Annotated in this window: 18 protein-coding genes; all 18 read right to left on the bottom strand. The window is 63.2% G+C overall.

What is annotated here, in order from left to right; all coding sequences use genetic code 11:
* Positions 1–2: 2 nt before the first annotated feature.
* A complete protein-coding gene (locus AC1AUD_RS07330; RefSeq protein ID WP_476573507.1) occupies positions 3–830 on the bottom strand; it encodes a phage distal tail protein in 828 nt (275 codons plus the stop codon).
* Positions 823–4,212 carry a phage tail tape measure protein gene (locus AC1AUD_RS07325; protein WP_476573505.1) on the bottom strand — a complete coding sequence of 1,130 codons (3,390 nt, stop codon included), beginning with the start codon at positions 4,210–4,212 and terminating at the stop codon, positions 823–825. Before AC1AUD_RS07325 ends, AC1AUD_RS07330 begins: the two co-directional genes overlap by 8 nt.
* A gap of 12 nt (positions 4,213–4,224) precedes the next feature.
* Positions 4,225–4,497 (bottom strand): hypothetical protein, encoded by a 273-nt coding sequence (locus AC1AUD_RS07320; RefSeq protein WP_476573503.1) that lies wholly within the window; start codon positions 4,495–4,497, stop codon positions 4,225–4,227.
* A 95-nt stretch (positions 4,498–4,592) separates the two neighbouring features.
* Positions 4,593–5,114, bottom strand: a complete 522-nt coding sequence (locus AC1AUD_RS07315; protein WP_476573502.1) for a hypothetical protein — start codon at positions 5,112–5,114, stop codon at positions 4,593–4,595.
* 133 nt (positions 5,115–5,247) lie between these two features.
* The gene (locus AC1AUD_RS07310; protein WP_476573600.1) at positions 5,248–5,547 is read right to left on the bottom strand and encodes a hypothetical protein; all 300 of its coding nucleotides are present in this window, start codon (positions 5,545–5,547) and stop codon (positions 5,248–5,250) included.
* The gene (locus tag AC1AUD_RS07305; RefSeq protein ID WP_476573500.1) at positions 5,547–6,080 is read right to left on the bottom strand and encodes a phage tail tube protein; all 534 of its coding nucleotides are present in this window, start codon (positions 6,078–6,080) and stop codon (positions 5,547–5,549) included. The genes AC1AUD_RS07310 and AC1AUD_RS07305 overlap by 1 nt, the downstream gene beginning before the upstream one ends.
* Before the next feature lie 185 nt (positions 6,081–6,265).
* Positions 6,266–6,685 (bottom strand): hypothetical protein, encoded by a 420-nt coding sequence (locus AC1AUD_RS07300; protein WP_476573498.1) that lies wholly within the window; start codon positions 6,683–6,685, stop codon positions 6,266–6,268.
* Positions 6,678–7,070: a hypothetical protein gene (locus AC1AUD_RS07295; RefSeq protein ID WP_476573496.1), complete on the bottom strand. Its 393-nt coding sequence runs from the start codon at positions 7,068–7,070 to the stop codon at positions 6,678–6,680. The genes AC1AUD_RS07300 and AC1AUD_RS07295 overlap by 8 nt, the downstream gene beginning before the upstream one ends.
* Positions 7,070–7,459 (bottom strand): DUF6093 family protein, encoded by a 390-nt coding sequence (locus AC1AUD_RS07290; protein WP_476573494.1) that lies wholly within the window; start codon positions 7,457–7,459, stop codon positions 7,070–7,072. The genes AC1AUD_RS07295 and AC1AUD_RS07290 overlap by 1 nt, the downstream gene beginning before the upstream one ends.
* Positions 7,456–8,040: a hypothetical protein gene (locus AC1AUD_RS07285; protein WP_476573492.1), complete on the bottom strand. Its 585-nt coding sequence runs from the start codon at positions 8,038–8,040 to the stop codon at positions 7,456–7,458. Before AC1AUD_RS07285 ends, AC1AUD_RS07290 begins: the two co-directional genes overlap by 4 nt.
* 23 nt (positions 8,041–8,063) lie before the next feature.
* The gene (locus tag AC1AUD_RS07280; RefSeq protein ID WP_476573490.1) at positions 8,064–8,297 is read right to left on the bottom strand and encodes a hypothetical protein; all 234 of its coding nucleotides are present in this window, start codon (positions 8,295–8,297) and stop codon (positions 8,064–8,066) included.
* A 4-nt stretch (positions 8,298–8,301) separates the two neighbouring features.
* Positions 8,302–9,138, bottom strand: a complete 837-nt coding sequence (locus AC1AUD_RS07275; protein ID WP_476573488.1) for a phage major capsid protein — start codon at positions 9,136–9,138, stop codon at positions 8,302–8,304.
* Positions 9,139–9,160: 22 nt separating this feature from the next.
* Positions 9,161–9,781 carry a phage scaffolding protein gene (locus AC1AUD_RS07270; protein ID WP_476573486.1) on the bottom strand — a complete coding sequence of 207 codons (621 nt, stop codon included), beginning with the start codon at positions 9,779–9,781 and terminating at the stop codon, positions 9,161–9,163.
* Between the two features lie 17 nt (positions 9,782–9,798).
* Positions 9,799–10,971 (bottom strand): hypothetical protein, encoded by a 1,173-nt coding sequence (locus tag AC1AUD_RS07265; RefSeq protein WP_476573484.1) that lies wholly within the window; start codon positions 10,969–10,971, stop codon positions 9,799–9,801.
* A complete protein-coding gene (locus tag AC1AUD_RS07260; RefSeq protein WP_476573482.1) occupies positions 10,925–12,427 on the bottom strand; it encodes a phage portal protein in 1,503 nt (500 codons plus the stop codon). Before AC1AUD_RS07260 ends, AC1AUD_RS07265 begins: the two co-directional genes overlap by 47 nt.
* 2 nt (positions 12,428–12,429) lie before the next feature.
* Positions 12,430–13,083: a terminase gene (locus tag AC1AUD_RS07255; RefSeq protein ID WP_476573480.1), complete on the bottom strand. Its 654-nt coding sequence runs from the start codon at positions 13,081–13,083 to the stop codon at positions 12,430–12,432.
* On the bottom strand, positions 13,070–14,191 hold the full coding sequence (locus AC1AUD_RS07250) for a terminase (RefSeq protein ID WP_476573479.1): 1,122 nt from the start codon (positions 14,189–14,191) through the stop codon (positions 13,070–13,072). Before AC1AUD_RS07250 ends, AC1AUD_RS07255 begins: the two co-directional genes overlap by 14 nt.
* Complete coding sequence (locus AC1AUD_RS07245) at positions 14,181–14,714, bottom strand: hypothetical protein (RefSeq protein WP_476573477.1); 534 nt, start codon at positions 14,712–14,714, stop codon at positions 14,181–14,183. Before AC1AUD_RS07245 ends, AC1AUD_RS07250 begins: the two co-directional genes overlap by 11 nt.
* Positions 14,715–15,125: the final 411 nt, after the last annotated feature.

The raw sequence follows: 15,125 nt of genomic DNA, 5'->3' as shown, positions 1-15,125 counted from the left end.
CCTTAGATCAATCCCAGCGGCTGGAACGAGATCCAGCCGGAAGCCAACGTGCGCCCGGACGTGGCTCCGCTGACGGTCAGCGTGTGCCGTCCGGGCGTGAGGCGGAACCAGTCGCTGTCCAACGTCATGCCGGCGAGCGCGTCGCCGAACCGCAGCGTGCGCGTCTCGCAGTCTGCCGTCAGCCGCATGGTTCCGTTGGCCGCTGCGGGCAATTTGATGGTCATGCGTCTGCCGGTCGCGGAATCGGTGACGGTGACGTTCTGCACTCCATTGGCTGGCGTGAGCGTGAACCGTGGTTTGGTGGGCCTGTTGCCGGCGACGTTGAGCATGAACGAGTCCTCGCCGTCGAGCAGCGGCAGCGTGACTCGCGGCCAGCGCATGAACGGTTCCGCATCGATGGTCAGCGTGTTCGTGGATTGCACGAACGTCTGCCCCAGATGCGAGTCAGTCCATTCGTCGTCCAGCGAGGCCCGGCCTTCGTATTCGCCCGGCAACGCCCGCCATTTGATGGCGATGCGCCGGCCTATGAGAGCGCCGACGCGCAGCTTGGCATCGATCGCCCGCTGCTCGTCGCCGCTGATGACGAGGCCGAGTTTGATTTCACGCCGGCCAACCGCCGCCGCTCCGCCTTCGTCCTCCAGCGTGGTGTCAACGTCTCCGGAGAGTCCCGGCACCTGCTGGTAGCTGGTGGCGGTCTCGGTTTTGCCGATGCTCAGCCACCCGTCTGCCGGATCCACGCCATACCAGTCGAGCGGATGCCCGTCGAGGGCGATGGGAGTCACGTTGTCGAGGTCGTATCGGCGTGAGGTCAATCCAAGGTAATCAGGCATATTGCCCCCTCATCGACATCTTCGTTATGGTTCGGCTCACCTTTGGCGTGATGTGGCCGGCGAGCACCTTGCTGTCGAGGTACACGCTCCAGTCCACGCCCTCCAACGCGGCGGACACCGCGTCGGCGATCTCGCCGGCGTTGGCTCCGCCCATGCTGTCGGGCAGTTGCAGGATCGGCGAGGATTGCTTCGCGGTTCCCATCTGCCCGTATGCCTCGTAGTCGGAGAACAGGCTTTTGGGAATGCTCATGTTGTTGAGCGCGTACATGGTGTCGGCACCGTAGTGGCGGACTGCCGCCGCCTTGGTGACGAACTCTCCGTTGGCTACCCGCGCGTTGCGCAGCTGGATGCTGTCGCTGGTTCCGGTGCCGGGGCCTCGCATCATGCCGGAGACGATGGGGCCTCCGTCGGCGTATCCGGGATTGAACATGCCGTTGCCGAACAGTCCGCCGGTCGCGCCTTTGCCGCGCACGCCGACGTTGACGCTGAACACGCTCGAAAGGATCCGGTTCATCGCTCCCCAGAATCCGCCGGTGTTCGCGTTGACCTGCACCGTCTTAGCGCCGATGCGAGTGTTGTCTACCTGCTGTTTGGCGGCTTTGAACGGCCCGTTGTCGCCCTTGATGACACCGGTCTTCGGGTCGATCTTCCAACCCTGAGTCTGGCTGAGTTTCTGCCAGAACTCGTTGTTGTCGGCCTTCAGGTAGCCGGTCTTCGGGTCGATCTTCGCTCCGTTCGCCAACGCCAATGCCATGTCGTACTGGTTCTTGTCCAGCGACAGGGTGCCGGTCTTCGGGTCGATGGGAGTGCCGGCCACCTGGCTGATGGCGTTCAGCGCCTCCGTGTTGTCGCCGCTGATCTTCAACGTGCCGTCGGGCAGTTGCTCGACGGTCAGGCCGACCTGATCGAGCGCCGCCTGAGCGGCATCGACTCCGGTGGTGGTCACGTCGATGTTCTTGCCTTCCGGCGTGCCGTTGGCCGTGTCGATGAGCTTCTGCAGCTCGTCGCGGTTCAGCCCGTACTTGTCGGCCAGCTGCTCGGCCTCGTCGGCGCTCAAACCCATCGACTGCGCGTAGCCGATGAACTTGTTGCGAGCGTCGTCGAGCATCGGCCCGAGGGTTTCCATGCCCTCGCCGTTCTTCGCGTGCGCCTCCGCAGCCTTCAACGCCGCCTCGGCCACGTCGTTCAACGCCGACTGGTTGGCGCGCCCCTGCTCGGTGTTCAGATCGAGCGTCGCGCCGTTCTGCTGGATGGCCTCGGTGGCCTTCGCGAACGAATCATGCAGGCTGATGTCAGCGTCGGAGGCGTTCAACGCGAAACCCACGTAGGTGTTCAAAGCGTCCACTACTTCCGCGATGGCCGCACCTTGTTCGCTTGCTGCATCGGAGGTCGCTCCGAAGCTGTCGGCGAGGATATCGCTGGAATCAGCGGCTTCTCCGGCGGCTCCGGCTGCGTCTCCGGCGGCTCCGGCCACATCGTCCAATCCTGATGCGGTTTCACCGGAAGCGGTGGCGAGCTTCTTGGATTCCTCGGTCAGCATCTTCTGCGATTGCTTCGCATCGTCGGCCGATTTCTTGTATTCGCGCAGCGAATCGCCAAGCATGGAAGCCAACACCGGGCTGACTCCCTTGCGGTTTACCGCTTCATAGAACTCGTCGGTCGCCTTCTTGGATCCATTGGCTGCATCCACGAACGTGCTCCATGACACGTCGGCTTCGTCGAGCGCGTCCTTGAGTGAGCCGATTCCGGTGGTGAGCTTGTCCATGAAACCCCAGGTACCGTCATCGCCGTCAGCGATCCTCTGCATCATCACGTCGGTTGCGTCGCCGGTGGATTCGATGGCGGTGCGGAATTCCTCGGTTCGAGCCTTGGCTTCCTGCAGGTCGCCGGCAAATCCGGCGAGCAGGCCACCAGCGACGGAGATGGCGATGCCCCACGGGCCTCCGAGCAGCGACATGACACCGCTGCCGGCGGATTTCAATCCGGCCATGACACCTTGAGTGCGCGTCACCGTCGTGCCGAAGGTCTGCATCTGCTTCTGTGGCCCGGAGAACGATGCCCCGATCATGGTGATGGCCGACTGGAACGCAGGAGCGGCGTTGCTGATTCGCTGGAACGGGTCGATGAGCTGTCCGACTGTTTGCCCCAGTCTGCTCGTGCTGTTGTTCAGCGGAGAGAGTGCCTTGTGTAATGCGGTCATTCCGCCTGCTGCTGCTGCGGCGAGCACGATGCTCTGCTGAACCGGCGCTGGCAGCGCGTTGAATGCGTCGATCATGCCTTCGAGGCTTTGCACGACGGTGCGCATCGGCCCGTTCGCGCCTTCGCCCAATGTGAGCAGCATGGTGTCGAAGCTGCCGCCCAACTGTTCGATGTCGCCCTTGAGGTTGTCGGTCTTCTTCGCGGCCATTTCCTGCGCGTAACCGGATTCGCTGACGGCCTCAGTCCATTCGGCGATGCCGTCGGAGCCTTCCTTGTAAAGCACGTTGGCCGCGCGGATCGCGTCGCTGCCGAAGATGGTGGCGAGCGCTTGGTTCCGCTGTTCCTGACTAAGGCCGCTCATGGCGGTCTGCAATTGGCCGGCCAATCCCTGAAGGCCCACGAAGTTGCCCTGGGCATCGTATGCCGCGATGCCCAGTTCGTCCATCAGGCCCTGAGCCTTCTCGGTCGGGTTGGCTAGGGCGATGAGCATGGTCTTGAGGCTCGTGCCAGCGTCAGAGCCGATCATGCCGGCGTTGGCGAAGCTGGCGAGCGTGCCGACGGTTTCCTGCATCGAGAGACCGAAGCTGTTCGCCACCATGCCCGACTGGCTCAACGCATAACCGAGGTCGTGAGCGGATCCCTGCGCCTTGCCTGCGCCAGCTGCCAGAGCGTCGGCCACTGCGGTCGCGTCACGTCCGGTCAGATTGAACTGGGCGAGCGTGGAACTCATCAGTTCGGCGGCCTCGCTCACTTCCATGCCGTCGGACGCTGCGAGGTTCAAAGCGCCACTCAAACCGCCGGAGAGCACGTCGGCGGTGCTCATGCCGGCCTTCGCCAGTTCGTTGATGGCGTTGGCCGATTCCGTTGCGTTGTAGACGGTGTCCTTGCCCGCGTCGATGGCAGCCTGACGCAGCTTGGCGAGTTCGCCGGCGCTTGCGCCGGTGTTGGCCGCGACATTGCTCATGGCCTCGTCGAACTCCGCGTAGGACTTGACGGCCACCGCCATGCCCGCCGCAGCCAGAGCGCCGACCTTCATCACGCCACTGGCGAGCATGTCGAGCTTGCCTTGCGACGACTGAGACTTCTCGCCGATGGCCTCGGTTGACTTGGCGGCGGTCTGCATGCCCGATTCGAACTGCTTCGCGTCGAGCATGAGGCGCATGGTTATCGAACGTTCGGCCATCGGTTCCTCTTTCTATTCGATTGGGATGATGCGCGTCGTCAACGCGCCTTCCCTTTGGATCTGTCCGCCCTGCGATTTCATGCTGCTGCGATACGAGTCCATGACCTTCAGGCGGGCATCGGTCACGAGGCAGCGTTCTATCTGCGCGGTGGTGTCGCGTTCCCGCTGCGGGTCATGGCACCAGTCGGACGGGTTGCCGCACGCCGGGCACAATGAGGCCTCCCAGTCGGCGAGCGCGAGCATCCATTCCTTCTCGCGTTCGTCCCATTCGGGTTCCGCCTGCAAGCCGACGATCTGCCCGCTGTCGTCGCGTTTGACTGTTATCGCGGGTTCCCAGCCGTTGAGTCGTTTGTAGCTGATGCCGAGCTGGCGGGCGAGTTTCAGTTCTGCGCGGAGTTTTGGAGAATGCTGGATGCTTTCCTGAACACTGCTTTTGGGCCTGCGCCGGTCTCCCTTCCGAGGCCGACGACGGTCTGCAAGAGCTGGGCGCACTGGAAGTCGCTCATGGAGTCCATGAGCGCGGGCCAGTCCATGTCGGGCTGGAAGTCGGCGGCTTCGCCGGTCTTCCATTTGACTTCCACGGTCGCCTCCGGGGCGAGCAGTTTGACGACGTTGAACCAGTCGGTTCCCTCGGGATGCTGCGCGTCCTTCTCCACCGCCGACTGTGCGAGCGCTTCCGCGTAGGCGCGTCCGGTTACCGCCTGCAGTTTGACGACGAGCGTGTTTTCGTCGAGCTGCTGCGAGAGTTTGCCGAGTTCGCGTGCGGCTTCGACGCGCTCTGGGTCTGCGAGCTGGTCGGAATGCTTGGAGAGTTTGCGGTTCAGTTCGTCGACTTTGTCGAGCATGGTCAGGTCGGTGCAGATCTCAAGGCTGCGTTCTGCTCGTTTCACGGTGATGCTCATTGGTTTGCCTTTCCAAAGATTGCGTTTAATGCCTTTCGGTGGTGTCGGTTCCTCCCGATGTCCCTAAAGAGAGGAAGTTCCGCACGGCTGCGAAAGGCTAAGCCAGCCGTGCGGAAGAATCGATTACCTCCGGTCAGGAACCGGAAGGCGCTGTCGGGGCGGGCAGGGCGGCAGTGCCGACCTTGCGGGACTTCGCTCCGCTGGTGGTGTTGTCCACCACGGTGATCGTCTGGCCTTCGTTGCCGGAGACCTGTCCGTTCGCCGGGAATTCAAGCCAGCCGTCATCGGTCGCCACGACGGTGTCGTAGGCGATGACGGGCTTGGCGTTGGATTCGGTGATCTTGTAACGCCGCTGGAGGCCCTGTTCGAGGGCTTCGGTCACAGTGACGGTCTGGCCGCCCTCACGGCCGGTTGCCGTCACCGTCAGCGGCATCACGCTTTTGGGGCTGCGATCTCAGCGGTGTCGGTGAACCACGGGCCGGTGATGCCGAACGGAATCGTGGAGCGGATCGTGGTGTTGGCCTCGTTGGCGACGTACTGCTTCTCGCCGCAGCGGAACGGGTAGACGCTCAGCTTCTGGCCTGCTTCGAACGCGGCATCGTAATCGAGGCCGCGACGCACCACGAAATAGCCGGTCGCGCCCTCGTACAGGGTCTCCACGGCCTTGTTCGCGGTATCCTCCAACTCGGTGTTCGTGTTGTCGATGACGGTCACCGTCTTGTTGTCGCTGGTCTTGCGGCCCGGAATGTCATAGGTCTGGGAAGAGCAGAGACGTTCGTCGGCGATGGAGTCCTGACTGGTGGTCAGCGCCCAGCCGTCAGAGGTCAGATAGCAGCTGATGTCCAACGCGGTCTCAGCGGTCAGTTCCTCGACGGTGGGATGCTCGGGGTCGGCGAGAGCGGGTACGACGACGACCTTCATCTTGCCGTCGGCCGGGGTCGCGGGAATCGGTGTTCCTTGTGCCATGATTTATCTCCTTGGTGGTTTCTGGATGTGATGCAGCCGGGGCTTCGTCGGCCTCGGCACTGTCGATGGCGGGTAATCCGCGCGGTTGAGTGGTATGAAAAGACCCTCGCGTATGCGAGGGTCTTGGTCGGACACGTCGAAGCGGTGCCCGGTGGTTTTGTCCTTGACTCGTATATAAGTGACGCTCATAGACGGCTCCATAGGAACGCCCATCTGATGACGCGAACCGAGTAGGCGGCCGACGTGACCGGGCTGATGATGCCGCCAGCGTCGCCGGTGTCATAGGTCTCGGAATCGGAAACCTTGTTCAAAGCTCCGCACACGTAGCCTTCGATGTCCGGCCTTGCGCCGGTCAACTCGTCGAACAGCGTGAGCGCGGCCATGTCCGCCTGCTCGGCTGTGAGAGCCGCGATTCGGGCTTCGAGCGTTGCCAGATGGCTCGACACCTGCCGCGCCTGGCTTACGTCTGAGATGCCGAGGCTGATGGTCAGTATCAGCCAGGGCGGGGTCTCGTCGTCTGGCGGTTGCACGCCTTCGTATCGCATCAGATAGTCGATGTCGGGCACGAGCCTGTAGATCGCCTTGCGCAGATCCGTGTCAGCCATGTGTCATCAGCTCCGATGCGATTCGTTGCACCTGCGACTGCAGGTTGGGCAGTTCCTCTTCGCCATGCTCGTAGAACCTGTGCGTGCCTCCGCCTCTCGCGGTGCCGAAGAACGCGAGGTTTGCGAGGCTGTTCGCGCCGCCCGAGCGCGGCCCGATCTCCACGCCGATGCCCTCGCTCGAAGGTATCTGGTCGTAAGAGACCCGGATTCGACGGAAGCCGCCGTTGCCGGACGTGGATAGGTCGTCGTTTACCGCGTTCTTGACGTTCAGGCCGGCCTTGGCGAACGTGGGTTTGAACTTGGCGGGCAGTCGGGCGACGGTTGAACGCCAGTCGCCGGCGAGCTTGTCGAGTTCGCTGGTGTCGAGCGTCATGGTTCCGCTCATCAGTCCACCTCCTTCACGTTCCATCGTTCCGCCGTGGATATGGTCTGTTCGCTCTGCGGGTTCACCAGCCGGTATGCGCGTCCGTCGACTGACGGGTTGACGGATTCGACTGTGGCGATGTCGCCGGCCTTCAACCCGGTGGTGCCGTAGGGGAAGTGCAGGTAGAGCAGCCACACTTGCGTGAGGCCTCCCAATTGGGTGCTTTCCGAGCCGACTCCGCCCGCTGTCTGCACCTTGCATTTCCCGGAGTAGATTTCGGTCTCTCCGGGCTTCACGGTGCCGTCCGGATTGGTGACGGGCTTTCCCTTGCGGATCACCCGGCACGTGTCCTTCATGAGACTTTCGGCGTTGCGGCGCGAGCGTTCGATGAATTCGGTGCTGATCCTCATCGGAACACTCCGATGCTCGCGCTTGCGGCTCCGAATCGGCGGCGCAGGCTTTTCCTCGTGGCTTCGGGCAGTTCGGTCGCGTCGATCACTTCGGTGCCGCCCTGCACGTAGCCCACCTGCGCGTCGTCGATGCGCTCGTAGGCCACGCCACGGTGCGAGCCGGGGCCTCCGTCGTTGTGCTGGCTGATGCCGGCGGCGACGTAGGCGCAGCACATGCGCACGATGTCCTCCGGGATCGGATCCCAGCCAGCGGTTAGCGTGACGGTCACGGTAACCGGAGGCTGGTTGAACGGCCCCCACGGCTTGTCCCTGTAGAGTGCTGAGCCGAAGCGCACCCAGTCGTCGCATGGCTTGCCGTCGAGCATCACGGCCTGCACGTCCCTCACCGCCTTGCACGGAAGGTCGAGCTTGCGTGACTGTTCGCTGGGAATGTCGATGGTGTAGGTGCCGAGCGTTATCGGACAGCCGGCGGCGGAGCGTATGGCGCTCGAAACCGAGTCCAGCAGGCTTTGCGCCAGCTGTTCGTCATCGTATTCGACCTTGTATTTCGTCAGGTCTTGCAGTGTTGCGAGCGCGTTCATCCGTTCCTCCGTTCGATTTGATGTCAGGACTGCGCGGCTGCGGCGGCAGCGCCGATGGCGGTTCGCGCGGCCTCCGCGTTGGCTGCCTTCATCAGGGTGCGGCCTAGGTCGGTCGCGCCCTGGATGTTGTCGACGGTCACCGCCGCCGGCGTTTCGCCGGAGCCGATGAGCGCCTTGGCTTCCTCGGCGGTGGAGCAGGCGAGCAGCTGGCGGCCGAAGTCGCCGACGAATGGCATGTCGTCATAGTTGCCGGCCATAGGGTCACGCTCCCACGGTCAGGGTTGCCTTGGCGAGGCATTCGGGGCGCACGACGGTGCCGCCGTAGAGGTTCAGTCCCTTGACGATGTCGGCGAAGCCCTTTTCCTTGCGGGCGGCCTCGACCTTGGTAACCTGCTGGGCGAAGGTGAATGCCGCGTCGGTGCCGGCGAGAATGGACTGCTTGCCGTTCTTGTCGGTGGGCACGTTGTTGGACTTCAGGATCTCGATGCCTGCGGCGGTGCCTACCACGCCGTTGTGCAGCGCGTTGGTGGCGGATTCGCTGCCGGCCACGAAACGGGTGTCCTGCAGCAGCATGCCGTAGAAGTCGGGGCTGACGATGATCCAACGGCCGGTGGAGGGGACGTTGTTCTTGTCCAGGGCAACGCCGAGCGCGACGATGGCGGCGTAAGCGTCGGAGGGGGTCGCCACGTTGGCGATGTCCTTCACACTGGCGGTGGCTGCCGCGTCCATCTTGCCGGCGATGTACTGATCCACCTTGTCGGCCATGCGGTAGCCTGCGTCGCCGGTGAGCGGTGCCTTGACGTCGCCTGCGGCCTGCGCGGCATCCGCGTCGTCGACTTCGAACGCGAAGTAGTCCGCGCCGTCGATGGTCAGCACGGGGCCTTCCTTGTCGGTCGCCGGATCGATGACGATATCCGCGTAGCGGGTGTACGCCTTCACAGCGACGTTCTGGATGCCGGTGAGCTTTACGGTGTCGCCCATCTGGCGGATATTGCCCTCGTAATTGTTGTTGGAGACGCTGCCGAAGACGAGCGCCTTCTGCAGTTCGAGCAGCAGGTCGGCGCTCCATAGCTCCGGAATGAAATTGGTGATAGCCATTTTGGCTCTCCTTTCTCGTGTGTTACTTGATGCCCATCAGAGAATCCAGACGATGCTCCTTGCGCGCCTGGGTGATTTCCTGCGGGGTCATGGTTTTCAGGTCATCTCGGGTGAGCTGGCCCTTGTGGTTGTCGCCGTCCCGCGTTCCGCTGGGCGGCGTTGTCTGGACACCTGTCGGTGTCGTCTCGGCTTTCCCGAGATAAGGCTTGGATTTCAGCAGCTGGTCGATGGCCGAGCCGATGGCGGTGGAATCGACTTCGCCGTTCTCCCCCACCTCGAACTTCGATAGGTCGAGGTAGTGCAATGCGTCCTCCGGGTCGGCGAGCTTGCCGCTCGCCGCGGCGCGGATCTCGGCCTTCAGCACGCGCTGGTTCGCCTTGGCGATGGCCTCGGCGTTGATCTGCTCGGCCTGCTTGGCCTTCTCGTACTCCGCTTCCTTGCCCTGGAAGGCGGCGAGCTGCCTTTCGATCTCGTCCATATGGTCGAGGCGCTTGCGGGCCTCGTCCAGCTTGGTTTCGAGATCGCGGTTCACCTTGCGCTGGCCTTCGAACTTCGACTGCCAGTCCTCGCCTCCGGCCTGCTGCTGCGGATCCGGATGCTGCGACTGCTGCTGGTTGTCGCCATTGGCGTTGTTGTTCTCCACCGTTGTTTCCTTTCGATTCAGTTGGTGTAGATCTCGCCGCCGGTGGCCAGCCATCGGCGGAAACTTTTCTCTGCCCTAGCCAGCACCTCCGGAGTGACCGGCTTATGGCTGTCGTAGGGGTTGCGGCCATCCAACGCGGCCTCGTAGCGGAGGCGCGCGGATTCGAGGCGCTTCTGCGCCGCCGTCTGCGTGGCAGTGCGGCCCTGACGGTAGGTGTTGTCCCGCAGCCACATGCTTCGCCGGATCTCCGGCACCTTCTCGCGCCAGTCGGAGGCGATGATGTAGCCCTCGCGCTCCAATAGCCTGATGGCTTCCTCGCGGCTGCGAGCCAGCGAGTAGATGCCCTCCGGGGTGAGCCTGCGCTTCTGCTTGCGTCCCTGCTGGGCGGCGAGCATATTCGACCAGCCGTAGCGCGTCGTGCCTTCGCTTGTCGTCATGAACACGGTGTCGCGGCTTCTGCCCATGCGTGCGCCGAGGCCTTGGATTCCACGCCTGCTGTTGACGACCTGGAAGATGTCGGCTCCGTCTCGGATCGCCTGAGCGTTGGCCTTGCCGAAGCGCCTGTCCTGTTCCTCTCGGCTCAGCGCCTTGAATCCCTCCATCGGGTCTGTCAGCCAGCCGGAGCGTTCTGCCTGCGCCTTGCCCTTGACTGGCAGGTGCCGGCCGTGGCAGTGCGGGTGGCGCAGGAAGCCCTCGTTGTACCGGTAGTATTTGCCGGCGAGGATCATGCACCTGTCGCAACAGTCGGCGGATTCGACGCGCACGTAGCCCACGTCTTCTCGTTGCGTGATGCTCACGCCTGCGGCGCTGCGTTCGGTGTCGTCGACGAGCAGCACGGTGATGGTGCCGAGCTGTTTCATTCCGAACTGGATCGCATGCGTCGGAGACGCGCCCTGTTTGATGGCATGCAGCACGTCCAATACCGGCGAACGGAAGTAGTCGCTCAGCCTGATGCCGCTTGGCGCGTAGCCGTCGCCGAACAAGGCAGTGTTCACGAAGCCGTGAGGCTCCACGTAGTCGCCCTGTTCGGCGAGCGCGGCCACGGTGCAGTCCACGGCCAGTTCGGCGGTCTTGGCCTGTATGGAGGCCATGAGGTCGATGAAGTCGCGGCTGGCTAGAGTCCAGCTGGCTTCGATGTTGTTCTCATCGACCTTGCGCCATGCCTTGCGTGCCGCCCTGAGCGCCGTCATTTCCAGCGTCGCCAGTCGTTTGCGGCTCTTCGTTACCGCCGTCGGCATCATCGGGGGCCTCCGATCTCAATCCTCGGGCGATTTCCATCATCTCGGGATCCGATTCCTCGTCCTGCTTCATGCGCAGCAGGCGTTGGATCTCGTCCTGCGGCTGCCCCATCTGCTCGGCTATCCACTGCAAGGGGTATCCGAGCTGCTTGTACTTCAGCATCGCGTCGGCCATAAGCGTTTCGCTGCGGTATTGCGGGGTGGCGAACGTGACCTTGCTGTCGGCGATGATGCGTGCGCTCTCGTCGTCGCCCTCGGTCTGCATCGCCATGCTGCAGATGTCGCGCAACGGGCTTTTGAGGAAGCTGATTCGTTCGATGGTCTTGGACACGAGGCCGGCTTCCGCCACCTCGTAGCCGGTGGCCGGCACCTCGGCGTTGGTCAGCAGGTAGTGGCCCGGCGTTCGGGTTTCGGCGGCGATGTGCTCGACGGCCTTTTCGATGACTGGGATGAACGCCTGCAGGTTCGCGCTCGTCCATTCGGCGATGTTCACGTTGTCGCCGGTGAAGTGGTAGATGCGCTCCATCACCTGCTTGTCGAGTTCGATGGGCTTCTCGCCGACCTGTTCGCCGGTCTTGGAGTCGTACACGGGTTCGGTCATCTCGTCGCCGCCGGTGATGACTCTGGCGGGCAGTGACGCGAAGTCCAATGCGTTCAACAGGTACGCCCAGACGATGTTCACCGCGTCCTGCATGGATTCGACCTGCGCGATGTCGCTGATCGGAGCGTTGTCCAACAGCATCTGGTTGCGCAGTTCACGCATCGGAATGCGCCCGAACGGGTTCGGACGTTCGGTGTCGGGCAGGAACTCCCAGCCGTTCACGTCCGGAGGAAGCCGGTTCGCCTCGTCGGTAATGGTCAGCGCCTTCGTGCGATGCACGTCGAAGATTCGGTCGGGCAATAGCAGCGTGCCGTATTCGTTGCCCTCGTCCTGACGCACCAGCAGTCCGGCGGAGGGGTCTCCGGTCAGCGGATCGTAGATGATGGCAGCGCTGTCCGGGTGCTCGAAGCTGATACGGGCCTTGCCGTCCGGGCGCTGCGTGCATAGGACGAACGAGCGGCCTGCGGTGGTCATCATCAGCGCGGCTTCCTGCAGGCCGCGTTCGAAGTCGTTGCGGTCGAGGCACTTCCAGATGTTCGAGCCGAGCTGGTCGCCGTCATAGGGAGTGAAGCCCTTGAACTTGATGCGTTCGACGGGTGCCTGCGCCACCGGAAGGCACCAGTTATCGGAGAAGTCGCTGAACCGATCCGACATGTAGCGTTTGAATTCCTCGCTGGCGAACTTCAACCTGCCGCGCACGCCCAGAACATAATCGGTGTGCTTGCGGATGTCGGGGCGGCGGTTCTGGATCTTCAACGCGAGCAGATTCACCGTCCGGTTGACCTGTTCGGCGGTCTCGTATGCCATGACTACCTCCTTGTCGAACTGCCGGTGAACATGTGCGAGTGCTTCTTCTTCGCACCCCAGCCTGCGGCGCGTGCGTCGCAGGCCGCTTCGTGCGCGAGCACGCTTGTCACGGCAGCGTCTATCTTCCTGTTCTGCTGCGGCTTCGCCAAACCGTAGCGTTCCAACGATTTCGCCACTTTTCGGGCGTTCATCATGTGCGTTCTGGTGATCGGGCATCCGTCCTGTTTGATGCGTCTGGTCGTCAGGTCGGCCTCGAAGCGGCGAAGAGCCTCGTAGACTGCTCCGACTCGGCTGGAACCGCTCATCGTCCACGGAATGAACTTCTTAGGCCCGTAGGCGCGATCCCATGCCTCGATCTCCGATTCCCACGACACTTCGTCGCGGAATCCGGGATCGCAGTAGGCGCGTTCGATCCTGTAGCGTTCGTTCAATTCGGCCCATGCGGCGGAAACCTCGGCGCGGGGTATCCTTCCGCCCCACTGCTTCGGGTTCCAGATGGTCGCCCTGCGGTCTGGGCCGTAGCGTGGAGTGAAGATCAGGCCGTCGACGGTCTCCATCTTGATGCACGTCCAGTCGTCGTTCTCGGAGCCGTCGAAGCCGGCGCACACGAGCGTGCCCTTCGGCGGGTTCTCCAGCCAGAGTTCATGCGCCGGCATAGCATGCCTCCCACAATCCGTCTTCGAGCCATGCGCCGCCGCCCTGCACGAGCCGGTTGCCGAAGAACCTCTCCGCCTGAGTCGGGTCGGTCTTCATCAGCGCCTTGGCCTCCGATTCGATGGAGTTCAAGTCCACCCAGGGCGAGCCACGGTAGACGTATTCGAGCATCTTCAGCCGTTCGGCCTTGATGTTGAAATCAAGCGGCCTGCCGTCCCTGTGGCGCAGGCTTTTCGCCAGATCTGGGTTCCGGTAGAACACGAACACGTCGTCGTCGCCGGTTTCGAACACCTGCTGCGCGTAGCTGTTCTCGCCGGGATCCCATGCGTTCGTCCACGCATGCGTTCGTCCGCCCATGCCGGCAGCGCCTCGGCGCTGCGTGGTGGCGACGGCTATCATGCCGTTCGACTTCGTGTACAGGCCGGCCTCGTCCTGCTCCGCGTCGGTGATCGGATTGCCCAATCGGCTTTTCGCGGATGCGGTGACCACGTCGATACGGTCGAGATCCAATGCGTCGGCCTCGCCCTCGCGTCCGGGCTGGAGTATGCGAATGAAGGTGTCGCGCACTTTCATCATGTGCTTCAACGGGCCGAGCAGGATAGTGGCGACGAGAGGCCGGTACATGTTGCGCACCTGTTCCTCGCTGTTGGCCGTCAACTGTATGAGCGGCGACGGGTGCCGGCGGCCTTTGGGCTCGCCATCGTTGTAAGGCCATTCCCAGCCGCACGGGCAGCCGTTGTCACTGCACCGGTACACGTCGCCTTCCTTCGCCCAGCCGTCGAACACCACCGGGCCGCAGCCCTCGGCGGCGGTGAAGAACGCGGTGCATGGGCCTTTGCCCCACTTCTGCGGGCCGACGGTAAGCGTCATGCGGTAGGCGAACGCCTGGTTGAGCACCATCGGGTTATCGACGGTGACTTCCTCCGGAGGAACGTATGGCGCGTCCTCGCGGATCCGCCAGCGGTTCGCGGCCAGCCAGTACTGCCAGTCCGACAGTTGCACCGGTCTGCCTCTCAGCGGGCCGTCGGGCTGCCTGCAGTGGCGTTCTATCCACGAGCACACCAAATGGCCGAGCGTCGGGAAATCGATGATCCATTCGTCATCGGCCATTGCTCATCCGCCGCTGGTAGACGTGTGGCCTGTCGTCTCCGGCCTCGCGCTCCGCCTGAGCCTCATGGCGCTGGCGTTCTGCGAGTCTGCGTGTGAACTCGGTGTCCACCGCTCGGGCCTGAGCCTCGTCTTCCTCGATCTTCCAGCCGAGCGCCGCCAAGCCCGCAGGGCTGAGGCCGATGCGGTCGGACAATCGCAGCAGGATCCCGCGATCCGCCGCCTTCGCAGCCGGAGACTCGCAAAGCACGAACATGCGGCAGTACATGGCGATGTCATGCACCATGTACCGGTATTGGCTCATCTTCCAGGCACGCGCCTGCGGCTGTTTCCACAGCCATTTCCAAATGGTTTCCTCACGCTGGTTGGCTTCCGCGTCCTGCAATGGCGGCAGCGGGTACTTCAACGGTTTCCCCGAGTATTCCGTGTTCGGCAGCGAGCGCAGCGTGTATCCCCGCCGTTCGCTCGTCCTTGAATTCGGATCCGGCGCAGGGCCGGAACGCACTCGTCTTCCTCCACTGGTCATGTTGTTCACCTCTCGTCAGGGCCTTGCGCCCGAGCGACAGACGGGCGAAAGCCCTTGCGGCCTTGCCCTGATTGACTTTTGAACCCCGCGCACCCGCGAGACACCTCTCCGGCGGTTCTGAGTCGATTGACTTCGACCCCCACCCCCCGGCTTGAAAAATTCGAAATCGATTTGAAAATCCTTCGACGATTCGCGGCCGGCGCTGCCGGCGGCGGGGTCGTCGAAAGTTTTGCTTTGCGAAGGCCGAAGCGAAGATGCTTTTTCTTTTTCGCTTCGCGTTCGCTTTGCCGTCGGCGTTCGCGTTTGGCGTTGGCCGACGGCCGTCGCTAGGTTTCGCGGAAGCCGAACGGTCTTGTCTTTCCGGTTTTAGCGTTGTGGCATGCGGCGCAGATTCCGCGTCCGAATTGCGGG

The organism is Bifidobacterium sp. LH_730 (genome assembly GCF_056355835.1).
Note: the sequence above shows the minus strand (reverse complement) of the source record. Positions and strands in the feature narration are given on the sequence as shown.